This is a genomic window from Reyranella humidisoli (assembly GCF_019039055.1).
GTDB lineage: Bacteria > Pseudomonadota > Alphaproteobacteria > Reyranellales > Reyranellaceae > Reyranella > Reyranella humidisoli.
The window spans coordinates 1,036,906-1,057,446 of the sequence record NZ_JAHOPB010000001.1 but is presented as its reverse complement, the minus strand read 5'-3'; the positions used below and the strand labels follow the sequence as shown (position 1 = coordinate 1,057,446).

The 20,541-nt window shown below is 67.3% G+C and carries 22 protein-coding genes and 1 pseudogene; 4 read left to right on the top strand and 19 right to left on the bottom strand.

Annotated elements, in window-relative coordinates:
- Positions 1 to 17 precede the first annotated feature (17 nt).
- From KQ910_RS05150 to KQ910_RS05130, 5 genes and pseudogenes are all read right to left on the bottom strand, one after another.
- Positions 18 to 518, bottom strand: coding sequence for a glycine/sarcosine/betaine reductase selenoprotein B family protein (locus KQ910_RS05150; RefSeq protein ID WP_216963603.1), 501 nt, complete (start codon positions 516 to 518; stop codon positions 18 to 20).
- Positions 515 to 907: pseudogene (locus KQ910_RS05145) on the bottom strand (redoxin domain-containing protein); the annotation flags it as partial. The pseudogene KQ910_RS05145 and the gene KQ910_RS05150, both read right to left, overlap by 4 nt.
- 12 nt (positions 908 to 919) lie before the next feature.
- On the bottom strand, positions 920 to 1,093 hold the full coding sequence (locus tag KQ910_RS05140) for a thioredoxin domain-containing protein (protein ID WP_216957399.1): 174 nt from the start codon (positions 1,091 to 1,093) through the stop codon (positions 920 to 922).
- A 78-nt stretch (positions 1,094 to 1,171) separates the two neighbouring features.
- Positions 1,172 to 1,579 carry a DUF1330 domain-containing protein gene (locus KQ910_RS05135; RefSeq protein ID WP_439653317.1) on the bottom strand — a complete coding sequence of 136 codons (408 nt, stop codon included), beginning with the start codon at positions 1,577 to 1,579 and terminating at the stop codon, positions 1,172 to 1,174.
- Positions 1,576 to 2,184 (bottom strand): TetR/AcrR family transcriptional regulator, encoded by a 609-nt coding sequence (locus KQ910_RS05130; RefSeq protein WP_229600327.1) that lies wholly within the window; start codon positions 2,182 to 2,184, stop codon positions 1,576 to 1,578. Before KQ910_RS05130 ends, KQ910_RS05135 begins: the two co-directional genes overlap by 4 nt.
- 63 nt (positions 2,185 to 2,247) lie before the next feature.
- Here KQ910_RS05130 and KQ910_RS05125 point away from each other — a divergent pair, with 63 nt between their 5' ends.
- Positions 2,248 to 3,168: a DMT family transporter gene (locus tag KQ910_RS05125; protein WP_216957398.1), complete on the top strand. Its 921-nt coding sequence runs from the start codon at positions 2,248 to 2,250 to the stop codon at positions 3,166 to 3,168.
- Between the two features lie 18 nt (positions 3,169 to 3,186).
- Here KQ910_RS05125 and KQ910_RS05120 read toward each other — a convergent pair whose 3' ends face one another.
- From KQ910_RS05120 to mutM, 9 genes are all read right to left on the bottom strand, one after another.
- Complete coding sequence (locus KQ910_RS05120; protein ID WP_216957397.1) at positions 3,187 to 3,780, bottom strand: hypothetical protein; 594 nt, start codon at positions 3,778 to 3,780, stop codon at positions 3,187 to 3,189.
- The gene (gene gyrB / locus KQ910_RS05115) at positions 3,773 to 6,214 is read right to left on the bottom strand and encodes a DNA topoisomerase (ATP-hydrolyzing) subunit B (RefSeq protein ID WP_216957396.1); all 2,442 of its coding nucleotides are present in this window, start codon (positions 6,212 to 6,214) and stop codon (positions 3,773 to 3,775) included. Before gyrB ends, KQ910_RS05120 begins: the two co-directional genes overlap by 8 nt.
- A 23-nt stretch (positions 6,215 to 6,237) precedes the next feature.
- Positions 6,238 to 7,443 carry a DNA replication/repair protein RecF gene (recF, locus tag KQ910_RS05110; RefSeq protein ID WP_216957395.1) on the bottom strand — a complete coding sequence of 402 codons (1,206 nt, stop codon included), beginning with the start codon at positions 7,441 to 7,443 and terminating at the stop codon, positions 6,238 to 6,240.
- Positions 7,440 to 8,558 carry a DNA polymerase III subunit beta gene (dnaN, locus tag KQ910_RS05105; RefSeq protein ID WP_216957394.1) on the bottom strand — a complete coding sequence of 373 codons (1,119 nt, stop codon included), beginning with the start codon at positions 8,556 to 8,558 and terminating at the stop codon, positions 7,440 to 7,442. The genes recF and dnaN overlap by 4 nt, the downstream gene beginning before the upstream one ends.
- A 212-nt stretch (positions 8,559 to 8,770) precedes the next feature.
- Entirely contained in the window at positions 8,771 to 10,141 is a 1,371-nt protein-coding gene (dnaA, locus tag KQ910_RS05100; RefSeq protein ID WP_216957393.1) for a chromosomal replication initiator protein DnaA, read from the bottom strand.
- 113 nt (positions 10,142 to 10,254) lie between these two features.
- Complete coding sequence (locus tag KQ910_RS05095; RefSeq protein ID WP_216957392.1) at positions 10,255 to 10,719, bottom strand: rhodanese-like domain-containing protein; 465 nt, start codon at positions 10,717 to 10,719, stop codon at positions 10,255 to 10,257.
- A 575-nt stretch (positions 10,720 to 11,294) separates the two neighbouring features.
- A complete protein-coding gene (gene rpsT, locus KQ910_RS05090; RefSeq protein WP_216957391.1) occupies positions 11,295 to 11,558 on the bottom strand; it encodes a 30S ribosomal protein S20 in 264 nt (87 codons plus the stop codon).
- Positions 11,559 to 11,633: 75 nt separating this feature from the next.
- Entirely contained in the window at positions 11,634 to 12,416 is a 783-nt protein-coding gene (locus KQ910_RS05085) for an enoyl-CoA hydratase (protein WP_216957390.1), read from the bottom strand.
- 55 nt (positions 12,417 to 12,471) lie between these two features.
- A complete protein-coding gene (mutM, locus tag KQ910_RS05080; protein WP_216957389.1) occupies positions 12,472 to 13,311 on the bottom strand; it encodes a bifunctional DNA-formamidopyrimidine glycosylase/DNA-(apurinic or apyrimidinic site) lyase in 840 nt (279 codons plus the stop codon).
- A gap of 75 nt (positions 13,312 to 13,386) precedes the next feature.
- Between mutM and KQ910_RS05075 the strand changes: the two genes are divergently transcribed.
- On the top strand, positions 13,387 to 14,328 hold the full coding sequence (locus KQ910_RS05075) for an endonuclease/exonuclease/phosphatase family protein (protein WP_229600593.1): 942 nt from the start codon (positions 13,387 to 13,389) through the stop codon (positions 14,326 to 14,328).
- 19 nt (positions 14,329 to 14,347) lie between these two features.
- On the opposite strand, the gene KQ910_RS05070 is transcribed toward KQ910_RS05075, so the two are convergent.
- Both KQ910_RS05070 and KQ910_RS05065 read right to left on the bottom strand, forming a co-directional pair.
- A complete protein-coding gene (locus KQ910_RS05070; protein ID WP_216957387.1) occupies positions 14,348 to 15,031 on the bottom strand; it encodes a YggS family pyridoxal phosphate-dependent enzyme in 684 nt (227 codons plus the stop codon).
- Complete coding sequence (locus tag KQ910_RS05065; RefSeq protein WP_216957386.1) at positions 15,028 to 16,383, bottom strand: tetratricopeptide repeat protein; 1,356 nt, start codon at positions 16,381 to 16,383, stop codon at positions 15,028 to 15,030. The genes KQ910_RS05070 and KQ910_RS05065 overlap by 4 nt, the downstream gene beginning before the upstream one ends.
- A gap of 47 nt (positions 16,384 to 16,430) precedes the next feature.
- Here KQ910_RS05065 and KQ910_RS05060 point away from each other — a divergent pair, with 47 nt between their 5' ends.
- On the top strand, positions 16,431 to 17,033 hold the full coding sequence (locus KQ910_RS05060) for a Smr/MutS family protein (RefSeq protein ID WP_216957385.1): 603 nt from the start codon (positions 16,431 to 16,433) through the stop codon (positions 17,031 to 17,033).
- On the opposite strand, the gene ada is transcribed toward KQ910_RS05060, so the two are convergent.
- A complete protein-coding gene (gene ada, locus KQ910_RS05055; RefSeq protein WP_216957384.1) occupies positions 16,967 to 18,088 on the bottom strand; it encodes a bifunctional DNA-binding transcriptional regulator/O6-methylguanine-DNA methyltransferase Ada in 1,122 nt (373 codons plus the stop codon). The genes KQ910_RS05060 and ada overlap by 67 nt on opposite strands.
- A gap of 61 nt (positions 18,089 to 18,149) precedes the next feature.
- On the bottom strand, positions 18,150 to 18,386 hold the full coding sequence (locus tag KQ910_RS26665) for a DUF1127 domain-containing protein (RefSeq protein ID WP_229600325.1): 237 nt from the start codon (positions 18,384 to 18,386) through the stop codon (positions 18,150 to 18,152).
- 141 nt (positions 18,387 to 18,527) lie between these two features.
- Between KQ910_RS26665 and gcvA the strand changes: the two genes are divergently transcribed.
- Entirely contained in the window at positions 18,528 to 19,451 is a 924-nt protein-coding gene (gene gcvA, locus KQ910_RS05045; RefSeq protein ID WP_216957383.1) for a transcriptional regulator GcvA, read from the top strand.
- Positions 19,452 to 19,483: 32 nt separating this feature from the next.
- Here gcvA and KQ910_RS05040 read toward each other — a convergent pair whose 3' ends face one another.
- Complete coding sequence (locus KQ910_RS05040; RefSeq protein ID WP_216957382.1) at positions 19,484 to 20,515, bottom strand: lysine-2,3-aminomutase-like protein; 1,032 nt, start codon at positions 20,513 to 20,515, stop codon at positions 19,484 to 19,486.
- Between the last annotated feature and the right edge of the window lie 26 nt (positions 20,516 to 20,541).

Here is a 20,541-nt window from a genome sequence, read left to right as displayed (position 1 = left end):
GCGCGCGTGCAGGCGGGTCAAACGGGGACGAGCAGGGCCGCGTCGACTCCATCCTGCTTCAGCAGGCCGGCGAGATGCTGGGCATGCGGCTCGGCCGCATCGGGCGGAAAAGCGCCCATGAACGAATAGTGCATGGAGGCCATCGAGCCGACGACGCCCTCTTCGACCAGTTCGCGCAGCCGGTCGATGGGAAACGCGACGTTGTGGTCCTGCTGGAAGCCGGTGCGATCGAAGTTCACGGAGATATGGCTCATGACTAGGTCGCGCGCCGGCGTCTCGGCCGGGATGACACGATAGCTGCCGTCGCCGGGGCGGAACGGCCGGTCGCCACGACGGTGCAGGCCCGCCGTCGAGATCAGCGCGACGCGGCGCCCGTTGAGCGGCTTGCCGGGCAGGGCGGGCGTGTCGTCGAAGGTGGGACACTCGATGCGCCGGAGATGGTGGGCCTCGACCTCCGGCATGTCGCTGAGACGTTTGACCATGAGCTTGTTTCCCCTGTTCCTTCCGTTTGGCCTCAGCCCGCAACGATGTCGCGCAAGAGCGCGACGGTAGGTTCCGGTTCGGGCCGGTACTTGTAGTCCACGTCAGCTTCGACCGAGCGCACGATACCCTCGCCGTCGACGACGAATCGTGCGGGAACCGGCAGCTGCCACGAGGCATCGCCATTGCGCAGCGGCAGATCGATGCCGAGGCTCCGGTAAACTTCCCTGAGGTCATCGGGGAGGGTGAAAGCGAGGCCAAAGGCTTCCGCGACCACGGACTTTTCGTCCCAGACGATCGGAAAGGTGAGCTTCTGTTTGGTCGCCATGTCGGCCGTGCGCGCCGGCAGTTCGGGCGAGATCACGACGAGGCTGGCGCCAAGTCCCGCGATGTCGGCGTACACGCTTTGCAGAGCATCCAGCTCATGTCGGCAGTAGGGTCACCAGGATCCTCGGAAGAAGGACAGGACCAGCGGCCCACCGGCGAGAAGAGCGTCCGAGTCGACGCGACGCCCGTCGTGGTCGGCCAGTGCGAAGGCTGGCATCCGACTGCCGACCGGCACGATGCGGTCGAGAATTCCCGCACGGCGCAAATCTTCGGTGGCCCTGTTCATGATGGCCTGCTTGTCCGCGGGAAGGCGCCCCGCGCTGGCGGCTCGCATTGCCGAGAGTTTGTCTGCCAATGACATTGCCTACTCCTTGGTTCGGGCTTCGCTGAGGTTGCTGTAGGTCTGGCGCGTGGCGACAATGGCGTGGTCGCTGCAGCCGTTCTCGCGTTCGACATTGGCCGCCGCGTACTCGGGCGAATGCATCATGGCGAGGAACGCGGCGCGAGAGGGATAGCGGACCAGTGCCACGTAATCCCAGCGGTGGCGGTCCGGTTCGCCCAGCGCCACCGTTTCGGCATCGCCGGTCCAGATGATGGTACCGCCCTGCGCCTTGATCAGCTTTATGGTGAGCGCGCTGTAGCGCAGATAGGCGTCCCAGCCGCTGCCATTGCCATCGAGCGAGCGCTCGCGGAAACGCATCAGGTTCAGCATGACGACAGGTACGTCGTCGGGCAGCGCGCGCAGGGCGGCCTCGTTCAGATGATCGATCAATGCGGTCTCCCGAGCAGGTCAAGCGCCGGGCGAACCACGGCTTCCAGCGTCTGCCGCCGTGCGCCGGTGCGTGCCAGCACGCGCATGCCCATCAGCACGCCCAGCAGATGGATCGACAGGGCGTTGGCATCGGTGCCGGGCGGTGTCTCGCCGGCCTTGTTGGCAGCCTCGACAGCGCGCTGAAAGAAGCTGCGAATCTCCTCGAGGTAGCCCGTGACCGCGCGGCCGAGTTGGGGATCGTGAGGCGCCACGTCGAGTGCGGAGTTCACCAGCAGGCAGCCCTTGCAGTCGGAGTCCTTCAACGAACGCTCGATCACTTCGGCGAGGAAGGCGCGGATCGCCTCGCGGGGCCGATGGTTCGCCTCGAGGCGCGCGATGCGCTCACGTGTCGAGCGGTTGGCGTAGCGTTCGAGGACGCGCTCGAACAAGGCGCGCTTGCCGCCGAACGTGTTGTAGAGGCTGGCGCCGCCGATCCCCATCTCGCGCGCGAGGTCGCGCACGGACGTGGCCTCGTAGCCGCGACTCCAGAAGCAGTCGACGGCGGCGTCGAGCGCGCTGTCCTCGTCGAATTCCTTCAGGCGGGCCATGGTTGGCATCAGAACCATGATTTTGGAGCGTTCGCACTAAAATTCGTGCGCGGCTGGCCCACTCCGTGCTAGCGCCATTGCATGGCCGATCCCATGCCCCCACGGGTCACGCGCGAACATTGGGGCTTCCTGTGCGGCTCGATCATGGCGCTGGGCGCATCGCTGTCGTTCGCGGCGGCGCGTGCCGGCATTCTGGGGGGCCTCGGCGCGGTCGACATGATCTTCGCGCGCTACGTCGTCGCCGGCGCGATCATGCTGCCTCTGCTCCTGCGCTACGGCGTGCGCGACTTCGCCGGGATCGGCCTGCGCCGGTCTCTCATCCTCACGGCGCTCGGCGGCGCTCCCTTTGCGCTGCTGCAGACCGGCGGCTACGGCTTCGCACCCTTGGCGCATGGCGCGGTCATCGCACCCTCGACCGTCACCATCGTCAGTACCATCGGTGCCGCGCTGTTCCTGCGAGAGCGATTGAGCCGCAGCCATCTGGCCGGTGCCGCCATCGTGCTGGCCGGCATCTTCCTGATCGGCTGGGACGGCCTCACCCAGCCTTCCGGCGAGCGCGCGTGGCTGGGCGATCTCCTGTTCTTCGCGTCCAGCGTGCTGTGGGCGGGATTTACGCTATTGCTGCGGCACTGGCGCCTGCCGGCCCTGCAGGCGACCGCGGTCGTGGCCGTGCTGTCCTTCGTCCTGACCACGCCCCTGTATCTTGGGATCATGGGCATGGCACATCTCGAAGCGCTGCCGCTCGGCATGCTGGCCTTCCAGGGGCTGGTGCAGGGCGGCCTGCAGGGAGCCATCACCATGATCGCCTACAGCCAGGCCGTGATCTTCCTGGGCGTGAGCCGCGCCGTGCTGTTCCCCGCCATCGTGCCGGCCTTGTCAGTGCTGGTCGGAATCCCGATCGTGGGAGAGATTCCCGGTGGACTGCAGATCGGCGGCCTCTGCCTGGTCACGCTGGGGCTGATGACGACGGTCGGATTGTTTCGGAGACTCGGCCTGCGCTGAAAGCGCGGGCCGGCCGGGTCAGCGCATCAGCGCGGGGATGAACGACTGCAGCGAGGTTTCGGCGTCGGCCGCCGTCTGCTGGTGCGACTGCGCCCAGTCGATCCGGATCTTGATGAAATGGTCGCGAAAGCCCGTGAGCAGAAGCTTGCTGTAGATCCGCGAGTTGGCCTGGGTGACGCCGCTGTAGGTTACGCAGCGAAAGCTCACCGCGCCATAGGTGCAGGTCGACGGCACCGACGGCTTCTGGAAGGCGGTATAGCCGGCATACTTGAACTGCTGTTCGGCCGAGGCGAGCTCGCTGTTGAACTGGCCGATCACCGTCGGATTGTCGCTGCCCGACGGCACGCGGCGGCCGAGGTCGAACACCTGCACGCTGATCGCGAGCCGCTTGGGCGTGGAATAGAAGTACGACATGCCCAGGCCGGGATTGTTGGCCGGTGGGGCGGAATAGTTGACCGAGCGCTCGAAGGTGGCGCCGCCAAGGTTCGACGCAAAATTGAGCTTGGTGCCGGCATTGGTCGTGGGCGTCGACGACTGGGTCTGGGCGGATGCCGCTCCGGCGAGGCCGGTGAGCAGCACAGCGGCGAGCAGGACGTCGCGGATCCTAGACATCGAGGTTGGCGACCTTCAGCGCATTCTCCTGGATGAAGTCGCGGCGCGGTTCGACCACGTCGCCCATGAGGGTCGAGAAGATCTCGTCAGCCTCGTCGACATGGTTGATCCTGACCTGCAGCAGGGTGCGCGCCTCGGGGTCGAGGGTGGTCTCCCAGAGCTGGTCGGGATTCATCTCGCCCAGTCCCTTGTAGCGCTGGATCGTGACCCCCTTGCGGCCGGCCTCGAGGACGGCGGCAAACAGCTCGGTGGGCGAGGAGATCCGGGTCTCCTTGTCCTTCACCGCGAACACGCCGGGCTTCTGGTAGACCGCCTGCAACTCGTCGGCCAGCGCGTCGAGCTTGCGTGCCTCGGCGCTGCGCGTCAGCGGGCCATCGATCACGTGCCGCTCGGTGACGCCGCGCAGCCGGCGCACGAAGGCCAGCCCGCCGTCTGCGATCGGCTCGCCGGTCCATCCCTTCTCCAGCAGCGGGCTTACGACATCGAGGCGCTTGGCGATGTAGTCGGCCGTCTGCTTGGCAAGTTCAGGATCGGCCAGCACGTCGGGCTTGAGAGCGCCCGCAATCGCGGCCTGCTCGATGACGGCCTGGCTGGTGACGCGGCGCGACAACGCCAGCGGCTTCACGAGATTGGTGACGGAGCGGGCGATGTCCACCGTGTTGCGCAGGTCGTCCTTGGCCAGGACGCTGCCGCTGCCGAGCGCCAGCGTGGCGCCTTCGAGACCGGTCTGGATGAGGTGATCGTCGAGCGCGCGTTCGTCCTTGAGGTAGATCGCCGATTTGCCCTTGGCCGCTTTGAACAGCGGCGGCTGGGCGATGTAGAGGTAGCCGCGCTCGATCAGGTCGCGCATCTGGCGATAGAAGAACGTCATCAGCAGGGTACGGATGTGGGAGCCGTCCACGTCGGCGTCCGTCATGATGATGATCTTGTGGTAGCGCAGCTTGTCGAGGTTGAAGTCGTCGTGGCCGATGCCGGTGCCCAGCGCCGTGATCAAAGTGCCGATTTCCGCCGAGCCCAGCATCTTGTCGAAGCGCGCACGCTCGACGTTCAGGATCTTGCCGCGCAGCGGCAGGATCGCCTGGTTGGCGCGGTTGCGGCCCTGCTTGGCCGAGCCGCCGGCCGAATCGCCCTCGACGATGAAGAGTTCGGACAGCGCCGGGTCGCGCTCCTGGCAGTCGGCCAGCTTGCCGGGCAGAGAGCTCACGTCGAGCGCGCCCTTGCGGCGGGTGAGCTCGCGGGCCTTTCGCGCGGCCTCGCGGGCGGCCGCGGCCTCGACGACCTTGGTCAGGATCTTCTTCGTCTCGGTGGGATGTTCCTCCAGCCACTGGCCGAACTTGTCGGCCACGACGGACTCGACGACCGGCCGCACTTCCGAGGAGACCAGCTTGTCCTTGGTCTGCGAGGAGAACTTGGGATCGGGCACCTTGACCGACAGCACGCAGGTCAGGCCCTCGCGCATGTCGTCGCCGGTGAGGCCGACTTTCTCCTTCTTGGAGATGCCGCTCTCGTCGGCATACTTGTTCAGCGTGCGGGTCAGCGCGCCGCGGAAGCCCGCGAGATGGGTGCCGCCGTCGCGCTGCGGGATGTTGTTGGTGAAGCACAGCATCGTCTCGTGATAGCTGTCGTTCCACTGCATCGCGACTTCGACCGAGATGCCTTCCTTTTCGCCGCGGATCGACACCGGCGGGTCGTGCAGCACCGACTTGTTGCGATCGAGATACTTGGCGAAGGCCTCGACGCCGCCCTCGTAGTAGAGTTCCGAAACCTTGTGTTCGGCGCCCCGCTCGTCGGTCAATACGACGCGTACACCGGAGTTCAGGAAGGCGAGTTCGCGCAGGCGATGTTCGAGCGTGGCGAAGTCGAACTCGGTTTTGGTGAAGGTCCCTGTGGAGGGCAGGAAGGTCACTTCCGTGCCGTGCTGTCCCTGGTCTGCCTCGCCCACGATCTGCAGGTCGCCTTCCGGCTCGCCGTGACGGAAGCGGATGTGGTGTTCCTTGCCGTTGCGCCAGATGCGCAGGTCGAGATGCTCCGACAGGGCGTTCACCACTGCCGCGCCAACGCCGTGCAGGCCGCCCGAGACCTTGTAGGAATTCTGGTCGAATTTTCCGCCGGCATGGAGCTGCGTGAAGATCACGTTGGCGGCCGAAATGCCCTCTTCCTTGTGGATGTCGGTCGGCACGCCGCGGCCATTGTCGCGGACCGTGGCCGAACCGTCGCCGTGCAGGACCACGTCGACCCTGTCGCAATAGCCGGCCAGCGCCTCGTCGATCGCGTTGTCCACGATCTCGTAGACCATGTGGTGCAGGCCGGTGCCGTCGTCGGTGTCGCCGATATACATGCCCGGCCGCTTGCGGACGGCTTCGAGGCCGCGCAGCACCTTGATGGAATCGGCGCCGTAGTCCTCGGCGCCCGGCGTGATGTCGTTGTCGCTCATGGTCCTGGCTTTCGGAAAGGAGTTCAGACCGCCGCGATCGAGCCGTTTGCCACGCGCAGGATCTGCGCGCGGCCGGCCAGCGGCGCAAAGAGTTCGGCATCGGTGCCGGTCATCCAGCTCTGGACGCCCAGCGCCACCACCTCGTCGAACAGCGCGAGGCGCCGCTCCGCATCGAGATGGGCGGCGATTTCGTCGAGCAGCAGCAACGGCGGCCGGCCGCGCGACAGCGCCACCAGCCTGGCATGCGCCAGCGCGATCGAGACCAGCACGGCCTTCTGCTGGCCGGTCGAGCCCTCGGCCGCCGGCAGGTCGAGGTCGAGATGGCGCACCGCGAGGTCGCTGCGATGCGGCCCGCAGGACGTGGTGCCGGCCTCGGCGTCGCGCGGGCGGCTGGCCGCCAGTTCGCCGCGCAGCCGGTCCTCGACGTCGATCGCGGCCATCGTGGCCACCCAGCGGTCGACTTCGCCCGCCATCGCCAGCGAGGCGCGCGGAAAGGGGCCGACGCCCAGCCGCGCGGCTGAATCGAGTCGCTGCACCGTATCGGCGCGTGCCGCCGCCAGCGCCACGCCGTGGCGGGCCATCGTGTCTTCTAGTGCGGTGAACCAGTGCGGATCGCGATTGCCCTCGCCCAGAAGGCGGCTGCGCTGGCGCTGCGCGTTCTCGTAGGCCGCGACGTCGCCGGCATGTTCGGGGTGCAGCGCCGTCACCAGCCGGTCGAGGAAGCGCCGTCGCTCGGTCGCGCCGTCGAGGAACAGGCGGTCGAGCTGCGGCGTGAGCCACACCGCCGCGACATGCCGGCCGAGCGCGGTCTGGCTCTGCATGGGGCGTCCGTCGATGCGCACGGCGCGGCGCGCCAGGCTGGTCTCGCTGCGGCCGGCTTCCAGGCCGGTGCCGATGGCGACGCGGCCCTCCGGCGTGTCCAGGGTGGCTGCGACCGCCCAGCCGGCGGCCGGGGGCTCTTCGCTGCGCGAGCGGCGGCAGACTTCGTCGAGGCGGGCGCGGCGCAGGCCGCGGCCGGGCGCCAGGAAGGAGAGGGCCTCCAGCAGGTTGGTCTTGCCGGCGCCGTTTTCGCCGACCAGCACGACCGGCTCCATCCCGCAATCGAGGCGCAGCTGACGGTAGTTGCGGAAGTCGGTCAGGCGAAGCTGGCGCACGGCGAGGAGTGCCGGCGCAGCGCCCGCTACGGCGTCGGAAGAGTAGGCGAGGGCGCTGATGGCCTGTGCCGTCATACCCGCATCGGCATGAGCACGTAGAGCGCGCTCTCGTCGGCACCGTCACGCACCAGGGTAGGCGAGCCGGCATCGGCCATCAGGAAGCGCGCTTCGCTGCCGGCGATCTGCTCGGTGATGTCGAGCAGGTAGCGCGAGTTGAAGCCGATTTCGAGGGCCGTGTCCTTGTACTCGACCTCGATCTCCTCGGTCGCACTGCCGGCATCCGGGCTGGTGGCCGAAAGCGTGACGATGCCCTTGGCGACCGCCAGCTTGATGGCGCGCGACTTCTCCGTGGAGATCGTCGAGACGCGGTCGACGGCGTTCGCGAACTCCTTGCACGGCACGTTCAGGACCTTGTCGTTGCCGGTCGGGATGACCCGCTCGTAGTCCGGGAAGGTGCCGTCGATCAGCTTGCTGACCAGGGTGATGTTGCCGCTGGAGAAGCGGATCCGGGTGTCGGAGAGTTCAATGTCGACCGAGCCGTCGCTTTCGTCCAGCAGCTTGCGGACCTCGCCCACGGTCTTGCGCGGCACGATCACGCCCGGGATCTCGCCGGCGCCCTTGGGCAGCGGCACCTCGACCCGGGCCAGGCGGTGGCCGTCGGTCGCCACGCCGCGCAGCACCTGGGTGGCCCCGGAGGTCGCGGCGTGGAAATAGATGCCGTTCAGGTAGTAGCGGGTCTCCTCGTTGGAGATCGCGAACCGCGTCCGGTCGATGATGGCCTTGAGGTCTGTCGCCGGAAGCTGAAAGCGGTGCGGCAGGTCGCCTTCGGTCATCGCCGGGAAGTCGGCCGGCGGCAGGCACTGCAGGGTGAAGCGCGACCGGCCGGCCCGGATGACCAGGCTGCTGTTGTCGGAAGCGGCTTCCAGCTCGACTTGGGCGCCGTCGGGCAGCTTGCGGACGATCTCATACAGCGTGTGGGCCGGCGCCGTGGTCGAGCCGGTCTTGGAGGCGCTGGCCTCCACCGATTCGGTGATGGCGAGGTCCATGTCGGTCGCGGCGAGGCTCAACCGGCCCTTCTGGGCGGTGATCAGCACGTTGGACAGGATCGGGATCGTGTTCCGACGCTCGACGACACTCTGGACATGGGCCAGGGCCTTCAGGAGGGCCGCCCGTTCGATCGTCAATTTCATGTTTTGGTCGCCGTAGTCAGGGCCGGATTAAATCTCTTTTGTGGCCCGTTCCCGGGGCCGCGAAAGACGCCGCAGGAACGGTTGAAAAGTATATCACGCCGACTGCCCGCGGGAAGCGATTTCGCTGTTCCTAGAGGCATTTAGGGCCTGTGGTTCGACGCAAAACAGGCCCCATTCGGGGCCTGTTCTACATTTGGTGTCGGTGGTTCTGCTCAGCCCTGCAGCTGGCGCTTCAGGAGTTCGACGTCCTCGGCGATCGAATGGTCGGAAACCTTGAGTTCCTCGATCTTGCGCACGGCGTGCATGACCGTCGTGTGATCGCGGTTGCCGAAGCGCTTGCCGATCTGGGGCAGGCTCAGCGTCGTGAGCTGCTTGGCGAGGTACATCGCGACCTGTCGGGGCCGGGCGACCGAGCGGGCGCGCCGCGGCGAGCTCATCTCCGCCAGCTTGATGTTGTAATGCGCGGCCACCCGCTGCTGGATCTCGTCGACCGTGACCTTGCGGTCGGCCTGGCGCAGCAGGTCGTGCAGCACGTCCTGCGCCATCTCGACGGTGATCTCGCGGCCGATCAGCTGGCCGTGCGCCACGACGCGGTTCAGCGCGCCCTCCAGCTCGCGGATGTTGGTGCTGATCTTGTGCGCGAGGAACTCGAGCACGTTGACCGGCACCGGCACGCGGGCATTTTCGGCCTTGGTCTGCAGGATCGACAGGCGCAGCTCGTAGGTCGAGGAATGGATGTCCGCGACGAGGCCGCTGCCCAGGCGCGAGCGCATGCGCTCCTCGATGTCCTGCAGCTCGCTCGGCGGCTTCTCCGACGACAGGATGATCTGCTTGTTCTGCTCGACCAGCGAGTTGAAGGTGAAGAAGAACTCGTCCTGGCTGGCTTCCTTGCCGCAGATGAACTGAACGTCGTCGACCATCAGCACGTCGACATTGCGGAACAGTTCCTTGAACTGGCCGGTGTTCTTCGTGCGCAGCGCCTGGATGAAGCGGTTCACGAAGCTCTCGGCCGTCAGGTAGAGAACGCGGGTCTTGGGATCGCGCTCGCGGATGACATGCCAGATCGCATGCATCAGGTGGGTCTTGCCCAGCCCGACGCCGCCGAAGATGTAGAGCGGATTGCGCTCGGGCAGCGGCATGTCCTGTTCGGATATGTTGCGCGCCGCCGCATAGGCGAACTCGTTGGGCTTGCCGACCACGAAGTTGGCGAAGGTGTAGCGCGCCTCCGGATTCTGGGAGATCTCGTCGGCGCCGCGGCCGATCGAGGGCCCCATCCGCGGCATCGGCGTCTGGTGGCTGTTCTGCGACGAGGGCACGGGCGGCATCGCGATGATCTCGTTCGGACGGCGCGGCGCCGGCGGCGGGACGAGGTTCACCTCGACGTTCTTCACCTCGGTGTTCACCGACTGCCAGTAGGCGAGCACGCGGTCGCCATAGTGGCGGCCAACCCAGTCGCGCACGAAGCGCGTCGGGGCGTAGAGGCGCAGCTTGCCGGCCTTCAGTTCACCCAGCTCGACCTCGCCGAACCACGTCTTGAAAGCCTTGTCCCCAATCTCCTTGCGAAGCCGATCGCAGACGCGCACCCAATGTGCTTCGAGCTCCTTTCGGCCCGCAATTTCTTCCATATCTGCCCCCGCCACGGTGTTCATTTGATATGTCGCGTTATTGTCGCCTTGGAACGGCGCTTGGATTTTGTTCACGTTTGTCTCCAGGGAAGCCCCACTGCCTTCCAACCGCCCGCCGCACCGCGCTTGCCGTGCGAATCGAGAGGCCCCTCAAAGCCGTCTGCCACATTGAGACACGTACTGTAGCCGGCTGCGGCTGCGGCTTTCGCCGCCGCGACCGAACGAACGCCACTCCGACACAAGAAAAGCAAAGGAGTCGCCTTGTCCGCCACAGCACCCGTCAGGGTGGCGACGAACTCGGGATTAACCTGCATGGCCGGGAAGACCTGCCATTCGACCAGGCCCGGCTTCTTGTCCAGGCCGGCGAGGTCGGGAACGCCGACATAGTTCCACTCGGCGCGTGTGCGGACGTCGATCAGGATCGCGTCCTTCCGTTCGCCGAGAATCTTCCACGCTACTGCAGGAGTCACATCGCCGGTGTAGCCGGCCGCGGGGGTCACTTCGTATGCGCCAGCGATCTCGTTGTCGTTCGACATGGCCCCCGCTTTCATTCGTCGAAGCGAGGCGTTGTCTGGCGAGCCAGCGCTCGAAGGCGACACACAACACGGCAAGAGATGACGAGGGATTTTCAGCGAGCGTCGCTTATGGGACGCTTCATCTTCTTTCTGTCGTCGAACTTGCGAAGCGTTGTGTACCTGTCTCCCTCGTTCGTCGTTGCGATGGAGAGGAATCCCCTCTTCTCCATCTGGCTCGCGATCCAGCGCCCCACGCCCACCGCGATGTCCCGACTCTTATCCAGACTCTCCGAAGCGCGCAAACGAATCACACGACGAACACCGCACGCTATTCATACACTTCGCGACGTTGCTCGATTGACAAGTTGGTCGAACCGATTTTGCGCATCGTCGATCGCGAACGGGGTCTCAACATCTAGCGCTTGGCGATGCGCATCGTTCGATAAATCCGAATCGTATGTCGTTCGGCCAATCGACGACCAAACATTCATTGTCGAATCGCGCCGAGATTTTTTTTCGAGTCCGTCATCGCACAAAAGAAAACGCCGCTCGTAGGAGCGGCGTTCACAAACTCTGCAGCGAGGTGGCGAGAGCGATCAGGCCATCGCCTTGATACGCGCCGAGAGGCGCGACACTCGACGGGCCGCGGCGTTCTTGGTCACGATGCGCTTGGTCGCGCCGCGCTGGATCTCCGGCTGCGCCGCGCGGAGCGCCTCCTGGGCGGCCTTCTGGTCGCCCGAAGCAATCGCCTCCTCGACCTTCTTCACCGAACCGCGCACGCGGCTGCGGCGCGCCGTATTCACGGCGGTGCGGCGCTCGGTCTGGCGGGCGCGCTTCTCGGCCGACTTGTGATTAGCCATGATAGTCCTCGCTATTCGAAGGGCGCGCTTATACGGGCCGCATGAGGGCCGGTCAAGCGCGCCAAAACCGCCAAATCAGCGGTGTTTCCAGCCCGGCTTGCGCTTTTCGGCGAAGGCCGCCATGCCCTCGGACCGGTCGTCGAAGGCAAAAGTTGCGTGAAACGTCCGGCGCTCGAAACGAACGCCTTCCGAAAGGGTGGTTTCGAAGGCCCGATTGACCGCCTCCTTGGCGACCATGGTCGCGGGCAGCGACATGCCGGCGATCTTCTCGGCGGTCGCGATGGCGTCGTCCATGAGCTGGGCCAGGGGCACGACGCGGCTCACCAGGCCGCACCGCTCGGCCTCGGCGGCGTCCATCATGCGGCCGGTCAGGACCATGTCCATCGCCTTCGACTTGCCGACGTAGCGCGGCAGGCGCTGCGTGCCGCCGGCGCCCGGAATCGTGCCGAGCGTGATCTCGGGCTGGCCGAACTTGGCATTGTCCGCAGCGATGATGAAATCACACATCATGGCCATCTCGCAGCCGCCGCCCAGAGCATAGCCCGCCACCGCAGCGACGATCGGCTTGCGGACCTGGCTGACCTTCTCCCAGCCGACGGTGATGAAGTCCTGCAGGAAGACGTCCTGGTACGTCTTCTCCTTCATCTCCTTGATGTCGGCGCCGGCGGCGAAGGCCTTGTCGCTGCCGGTGAGGACCATGCAGCCGATGTTGGCGTCGGCTTCGAATGCGTCGAGCGCCTGGCCGAGCTCGCGCACCAGATCGGCGCAGAGCGCGTTCAGCGCCTTCGGACGGTTGAGGCGGATGATGCCGACCCGGCCCCTGGTCTCGGTCTGGATGTTCTCGTAGGCAGCCGTCACGTCTTCCTCCTCACGTCGAATTCTGGCGCCGTATCGCGGCCCCGATCTTGGTTAGCTAGCGCTGGCAGCGCGCGCAATAGAAGGTCGAACGGCCCGCCTGCACCAGCCGCCGGACGGTCTGGCCGCAATCGCGCGTCGGGCAGGCAATTCCGGCCCGGTCGTAGACGTTGAAGCGGGTCTGGAAATAGCCCAGCTCGCCACCGGGCTGGACGTGATCGCGCAAGGTCGAGCCGCCATCCTCGATGGACCGCAGCAGCACGCGCTTGATCGCCTCGACGAGCCGGTCGGCGCGCTCGCCCTTGACCGTATGCGCGGAGCGGCGCGGCGAGATGCCGGCCAGGAACAGCGCCTCGCAGGCATAGATGTTGCCGACGCCGACCAGCGTCTTCTGGTCCAGAAGCGCCGCCTTGATCGGCGTCTTCCGGCCGGCCAGCCGTGCCGACAGCACCTGGCTGGTGAAGGTGTCTTCCAGCGGCTCCGGCCCCAGGCTCTTGAAATACTTGTGCGAGGGGACGGCCTCGTCGGCCACCAGCACCATCAGGCCGAAACGGCGGGCGTCGTTGAACCGGACCTGCCAGCCATCGTCCATGTCGAAGACCACATGGTCGTGCCGGTCGAGCGGATGGCTGGCCGCGGTCTCGGCATCGTACAGGGTCATGCGGCCCGACATGCCGAGATGGACGATCAGGGTCTGGCCGTCGTCCAGCCGGATCAGCAGGTACTTGGCGCGCCGGTCGATGCCGGTGACGGTGCGGCCCTCGACCCGGGACGCGAACTTCGTGGGGAGTGGGACCCGCAGGTCGCGGCGGCGCTGCTGCAGCCGGACGATGCGACGGCCGACCAGGCGCGGCATCAGACCTCGCCGGACGGTTTCTACTTCAGGAAGTTCGGGCATGCGCGGCGGCCATGTACAGTGGGGTCGATGAAGGGGCAACAGCGCGCATTAAACGTCCTGCGACCGGTCGTGACCATGTCCGTCGTCGGTCTTGCGCTGGTGGCGGCCCTGTCCCGGCTGGCGACACGGCACTGGGCGTTCGAGCTGCTGACCCACTTCAATGTCTATTTCCTGCTCATCGGCTTTTTGCTTGTCCTGGCGGCGCTGGTCCTGCGGCAGTGGTGGACCGCCGGGCTGTCCGCGCTGGTCGCCGCGGCGAGCTTCGCGGTCGTGTGGCCGCATATGCACCTGCCGCCGACCGACCTCCAGCCCCAGCCGGGGCCGGTGGTGCGCCTCCTCTGGGCCAATCTTCATCATGCCAACACCGATCTCGCCGCCCTGCGGCGCCTGATCGAGGCGGAAAAGCCCGATATCGCGGTGTTCACGGAACTCGACCCCGCACACGACGCGGTGCTGCGCGACGTGCGGGAGCTTCTGCCTTTCCAGTCCCCGCCGCCGCGCGGCAACGTGTTCGGCGTGATGCTGCTCGCCAGGAAGCCACCCGAGTCGCTGACATTCGACCGGACGATGGGCGAACATGCCCCGCTGATGGTCGCGCGGCTGTGTCCGGCGGACTCAGGCTGTTTCACTTTGCTGGGCCTGCATGCCTGGCGGCCCGGACGGTCGTGGACCGAGGCCCGCGACCGCCAACTCGCTCATGCCGCCGCCGTGGCGCGCCGGCATCTCGACAAGGGCGAGCGCGTCGTGCTGGTCGGCGATCTCAACCTCACGCCGTTCTCGCCGGTGTTCGAACGGCTGATAACGCAAAGCGGATTGTGGGACTCCAACGTCCTGCCCGCCGAGCGCCCGCGTACCTCGCCATCCATCTCGACCTGGCGGCTGGCAAATACCGGGATCGGCCTGCCCATCGACCATGCGCTGGTCAGCGCCGGCATCGGCATCGTCAGTCGTCGCGTGGGGCCGGACATCGGCAGCGACCACCATCCCCTGATCCTGGATCTGAAGATCGCGCCCTGACCGCGCGATTGGCGCAGGCCTATGCGGCGGGTTGCAGTGGAGGCCGCGAACCGAAGAGGGCGCTGCCGACCCGGACATGGGTGGCGCCCAGGCGGACGGCCGTCTCGTAGTCGGCGCTCATGCCCATGCTGAGTCTGGCGAGGCCGTTGCGGGCCGCCATCTTGGCCAGCAGCGCGAAATGCAGCGCCGGCTCCTCGTCGACCGGCGGGATGCACATCAGGCCGACGACGGGCAGCTTGTACTGGTCGCGGCACAGCGCGACGAAGGTGTCGAGGTCCTTCGGGAGAATGCCGGCCTTCTGCGGCTCCTCGCCGGTATTGACCTGGATGTAGCAGTCCGGCCGGCGGCCGAGCTTCTCCATCTCCTTGGCCAGCGCCGCGGCCAGCCGGTCGCGGTCGACCGACTGTATGACATCGAACAGAGCGACGGCATCGCGCGCCTTGTTGGTCTGCAGCGGGCCGATCAGGTGCAACTCCAGATTCGGCCAGGCCGCCTTCAGTTCGGGAAACTTGCCCTCGGCCTCCTGCACGCGGTTCTCGCCGAACACGCGATGGCCGACCTCCAGCAGTTCGTGGACCCGGTCCGCGCCGTGCGTCTTGGAAACGGCGACCAGGGTGACGTCCGACGGTGAACGTCCTGCCGCGCGCGCGGCTTCGGCGATGCGGCCGGAGACTTCGGCCAGGCGGTCGGCGCCGTCGCTCATGTGTCGAGCCCGGCGCGGGCGAGCAACGCCTCTTCGTTGTTGGGATCGGCAGCCAGCGCCGCATCGAGCGTCTCGCGAGCTCGGTCTCGCTCGCCCAAGGCAGCGAGGCAGATGCCGTAATGCGCCAGAAGCCGGCTGTCGCCCGGCAGGCCGCGCAGCGCGTGTTCATGATGCGACCGCGCTTCCGCTGCCCGGCCGAGACCCATCAGGGCGCGGCCGAAGTTGGTCTGCACGAACGGATCGTCGGGGGTTAGCCTGGCGGCCTTTTTCAGGATACGCCGCGCATCGTCGAACCGCTTGAGGCCGAGCAGCGCCAGCCCCTGGTTGTTCAGGGCGCGGGCATCTCCCGAGACCGCCTTCAGGTACGGATCGAGGACCTGGATGGCCTCGTCGAAGCGGCCGAGCTGCACGTACAGGTTCGAAAGCTGGAGAACGCTGTCCTGATCGTGCGGGTCTCTTTCGAGGACCTTCTTCAGGATGTCGGTCGCCTGGTCCGTCTGGCCGGCCGCCGTCCGGGCGAGTGCCAGCGTGTTGAGGGCGACGGTGAAAGCCGGATCGAGCTCCAGCGACTTCTCGATGAGCGGGATGGCGTCGCTCGGGCGGCCGCTGAAATAGAGGACGAAGCCCATCGTGTGGTTCAGGGTGGCGCTGTTCGGCGCCAGTTCGAGCGCCCGGCCGGCCTCGGCGATGGCCTCGTCATAGTGGCCGAGGGCCGCCAGCGAGAGCGAGCGGTCGCCCAGGATCTGGCCGCGGCGCTCGGCATTGTCGCCGGCGTCCTGCAGCGCCATGTCGAACACTTCGATGGCCGCGGAATGCTGGCCCAGCCGGTAGAGCGCATAGCCCAGCATGTTGCGGGCCCGCGCCTGCAGAGGCTTCAGCGTCTCGGTGCCATGCTCATGGATGGCGCGATCGACGTTGCCCACGAATTCCGACAGCTCGCGCTCGGCGGCGGCGAAGCGGCCCATGTCCATATGGATGGAGGCCAGCGCCAGGCGCGCCTCGACATGGGTGGGCGCGCGGCGGATCGTGTCGCGGAAGCGCCGGGCCGCCTCGTCGAGATTGCCGAGCCGGCGGGCGGCGAGCCCGAGATTGTAGATCAGCATCGGCTCGCTGGGGTCTTTCGCGACCGCCTTGCGCCAAAGCCCTTCGGCTTCCTTCACCGCGCCGCGCTGCGACAGGCAGACGGCGAGGTAATGCAGGATGTCTGGACGTTCCCCGAAGCGGACGATGGCGCTGCGGAAGTGCGGCTCCGCGCGGTCGTACCAGCCGGCGCGCAGATACTGCAGGCCGGTCTGGAGATCAGGGTCGGGTTGAGGCGGGCCGGAAGGCCGGGAAGGGGGCGCGATCGCCATGCCGGGCTGTGTAGACCCGCCCCACGGCCAAGGCTAGACGAAATGGCATGGTCAAGGACCTCGACTTGTTCGTAGCGGCGATGGCCGGCGTGAAGCCGCTCAAGCGCAATCGCGCGGCCGCGTCGCGGGTGCCCGCGTTGGCAGTGGAGTCGAAGTCCCAGGCGAAGGCCGGGGCTTCGAAGCCGGCGGCGGGCCGGCAGGCGGTCGCCACCGCGCCGAAGCCGCGGCCGCTGCCCGTCCGGCCGAGCACGCCCGACCTGTCGCCCGACGGCCGCCAGTTCGACCGCGACGTGTCGCGGGCGCTGTCTCGGCGCAAGCTGGTGCCGGAAGCGACGATCGACCTGCACGGCATGACCCTGGCGGCGGCCGAGCGGGCGGTGACGCGGTTTCTCGAAAGAGTATCGTCGCAGGATCTGCGCGTGGTGCTCGTGGTGACGGGCAAGGGCCTGCGCCGCGAAGGCGAGCGCACGATCGACGGGCGCATCCGGGCGGAGTTCGTGGGCTGGCTCAATCGCGGCGACAACCGCGACCGGGTGCGGGCGGTCCGGGCCGCCCACGCCCATCACGGCGGCACGGGTGCTTTCTACCTGCTGCTGCGCCGACGTTCCTCGGCCAGCAGCCGTTCCTTGCGGGCCACGCCCCAGCGATAGCCGGTGAGCGCACCGCTCGATCCCACGGCGCGGTGACACGGAATGACCACCGCGGCCTGGTTGGTGGCGCAGGCGCGTCCCACGGCGCGGGCCGACTGGGGCGCGCCGATCTGCCGGGCGATCTCGCCGTAGGTGCGGGTCTCGCCGGCCGGGATCTCCGTCAGCGCCTTCCACACCTTCCACTGGAAGGCAGTGCCCACGATGTCGAGCGGCACGTCGGGCGCATCAAGGGCCGAGGGCTTGCGGCCGTAGAGCCGCGACAGGACGCCTTTCACGCGGGGGCCGAGCACGTCGTCGTTGCGCGTGATTTCGGCCGCCGGGAAATCCTGCTTGAGGCTCTTCTCGAGCGATCGATCGTCGTCGCCCAGGAATACCGCAGCTATGCCCTTCTGCGTCGCCGCCACCAGCACGCGGCCGTAGTCGGAATCCACGGTGGTGTAGTCGATGTGCGCACCGGCCCCGCCCCTGGCGTAGGTCGCGGGCGTCATGCCGAGCGCCTTGTCACTATTTTCGTAGACGCGGCTGGGCGAGCCGTAGCCCGCGCCATAGATCGCGTCGGCCACGCTGGCGCCGCCGCGGAGCGCGCTGCGGAAGCGTTCGCGCTTACGCGCCACCAGCCAGTCGCGCGGGGCGACGCCCAGTTCGGCCAGGAAGCGCTTGCCCAGCGCGCCGCTCGACAGGCCGACCTTGCGCGCCACCTCGGCCAGCGACGGCGGGGTGTCGGCATCGGCTGCGTCGAACAGTTCGCAGGCGCGCGCCACCGGCTGGCTCAGGCCCAGATCAGCCTGCCAATCGCGTGGCTTGCACCGCTTGCACGCACGGAAGCCCGCCGCCTCCGCCGCCTCGGGCGAGGCGTGGAAGTCGACGTTGCGCCGCAACGGCGGACGCGCCGCGCACGACGGCAGGCAATAGACCCCGGTCGTCCTGACCGAGAACCAGAACCGGCCGTTGTAGGCGCGGTCGCGCCGCTGGACGGCGTGCCAGCAGGTTTCCAGGTCGGGAAGAAGGGAAGTGGCGAGGGCCACGGCGGGGAACGAAAGAGGGTGTTGGGTCATGGCGCCATCAAAGCACCACGACCCGAACCTGCTCTATCCGGCGCCCGCCGGCAATTCCGGTCTAGGACCAGAAAGGCTTGGTGGCCTCGAACCGGGCGGTGGCGCGGTCGATACCGATATCCCGCAGCAGTCGCTCGTCCAGCTGGGCCAGCTGATTTCGCGAACGGGCAAGCTCGGCTCGGGTCATGACTTTCTCGATCCCGACCACGACCGAGCCCGCCAGCAGCGCGACGGCGCGGCCAAACGAGAAGGAAGGGGCGCTCGCGTGGGAAACCCGCGCGCTGGATACGATCGACATGACTTAGCTCCGCTTGAGGCGATGAGGCCGGGGATCGGCAGTTGCGCCTCGTTTCTAGCCCGTATTTGCTGTATCCTGTGGATACTTGCAAAGGATGAAAGCTCAGGGGAGGCATAGAATTTCTATGAGCGTGTGTCCAAGATGAGCCGGTCGCAACTGCCGCTCAACGCCTTGCGCGCCTTCGAGGCCGCTGCCCGTCACGCCAGTTTCACGCATGCCGCCGAGGAGCTTCACGTCACGCAGGCGGCCGTCAGCCATCAGGTGAAGGCACTCGAGGAGAAGCTCGGTGTCGCCCTGTTCGTGCGCCGGCCGCGCGGGCTGGAGATCACCAGCGAAGGCGAGGCGCTGCTGCCCGACCTGCGCGATGCGTTCGATCGCATGACCAACGCGCTGGAGAGGGTCGGCCGCAAGGCCAACTCCGGCACGCTGAACGTCAGCCTCGTCACGACCTTCGCGCTGGGATGGCTGGTGCCGCGCCTGCATCGCTTCCAGGCCAAGCATCCCGAGATCGAGGTGCGCATGACGACGAGCCAGAAGCGCGTCGACTTCGCCCGCGAGGATGTCGACTGCGCCATTCGGTTCACCGTGCAGCCGGAGCCCGATCTGCATGCAACGAGGCTGTTCAGCGACGTGCTGACGCCGCTGTGCGGCAAGCGCTATCGCGACAAGCTGAAGACGCTCGACGACCTGAAGCGCGTGCCGTTCATCGACATGACGCACGATCCCGAATGGGCGATCTGGCTGCGCGCCGTCGGTCTCGGCGACTTCAAGCCCAAGCGCGTGCTCACCTTCGACTCGACGATGATCGCGGTGGAAGCGGCGATGGAAGGTGCGGGTGTGGCGGTGGGGCCGCCACAACTTTTCCGCGAGGAGCTGGCGGAGGGTCGCCTGTTCCAGCCGTTCGAGCAGATCGTCGACAGCGGCAAGGCCTGGTGGTTCGTCTGTCCGCCGGCGTCGGTCAGCCGTCCGAAGACGAAAGCGTTCGAGGAGTGGCTGATCGAGGAGCTGGCCGCGCCGCAGGCCCGCACGGTGCGTCCGGCGTTGGCGACGACGGGCCGTCGCTGAGGACGACCTAGAGAAAATCTAATGTCGGGACGTCAGGCCGGCGGGTAGCGATGCTGCCCGCCGAACGCGTCCTCGACGGTCATCGCCTGGGGATCGTCCGCGAGATAGGCGGGGCCGACCGGTACCTTGCCGTGGCCGCCGGGCACGTCGAGGACGTAGGTCGGCTGGGCAAGGCCCGAGAGCCGGCCGCGCAGCGCCCGCATCAGGGCCTGCCCCTGCTCGATGGACACGCGGAAATGGCCGGTGCCGCGCACCAGGTCGGGATGGTGCAGGTAATAGGGCTTCACCCGCGCCGTCACCAGAGCGCGCATGAGCTGCTCTAGGGTCTCGATATCGTCGTTCACGCCCTTCAGCAGGACCGTCTGGCCCATCAGCGGCAGGCCGGCATCGGCCAGCCGCGCCAGCGCCGCGCGGGTCGGGGGCGCCAGCTCGCGGGCGTGATTGCAATGGACCGCGAGCCAGACTCCGACGCGGCCGGGCCGCAGCGCCCGCACGAGTTCGTCGCTCACCCGTTCGGGATCGACGATCGGCACGCGGCTGTGCAGGCGCACGATTGCCACGTGCGGGATCGCGGCCAGCGCGTTCATCAGCTCGGCCAGCCGCCGCGGCGCCAGCATCAGCGGATCGCCGCCGGTCAGGATCACTTCCCAGATTTCGGGCCGCGCGCGGATATAGGCCAGTGCCGCCGCCAGCTCCCCCGCCGACAGCGCCTCGCCGCCCGGCCCGACCTTCTCGCGTCGGAAGCAGAAACGGCAATAGACCGGACAGACATGCAGCGGCTTCAGCAGCACGCGGTCGGGATAGCGATGGACGATGCCTTTTACGGGCGAGCGGGCCTCGTCGCCGATCGGGTCTGCCAGTTCGGCGGCCGAGATCTCGGTCTCTTGCCCGCTCGGCACGAACTGCCGCGCGATCGGGTCGTTCGCGAGATTCGCGCGATCGATCAGCGCCGCCATCTCCGGGGTGACGGCGATCGCCATCGATTGCGCGGCGTCCTGCAGCCGCGGATCGGGCGACAGCAGGCCCTCGCGTTCGAGGTCGTCCAGGGAACGCAGCGTCGGCATGACGGCGGGAAATAGGGGGCGGCGCC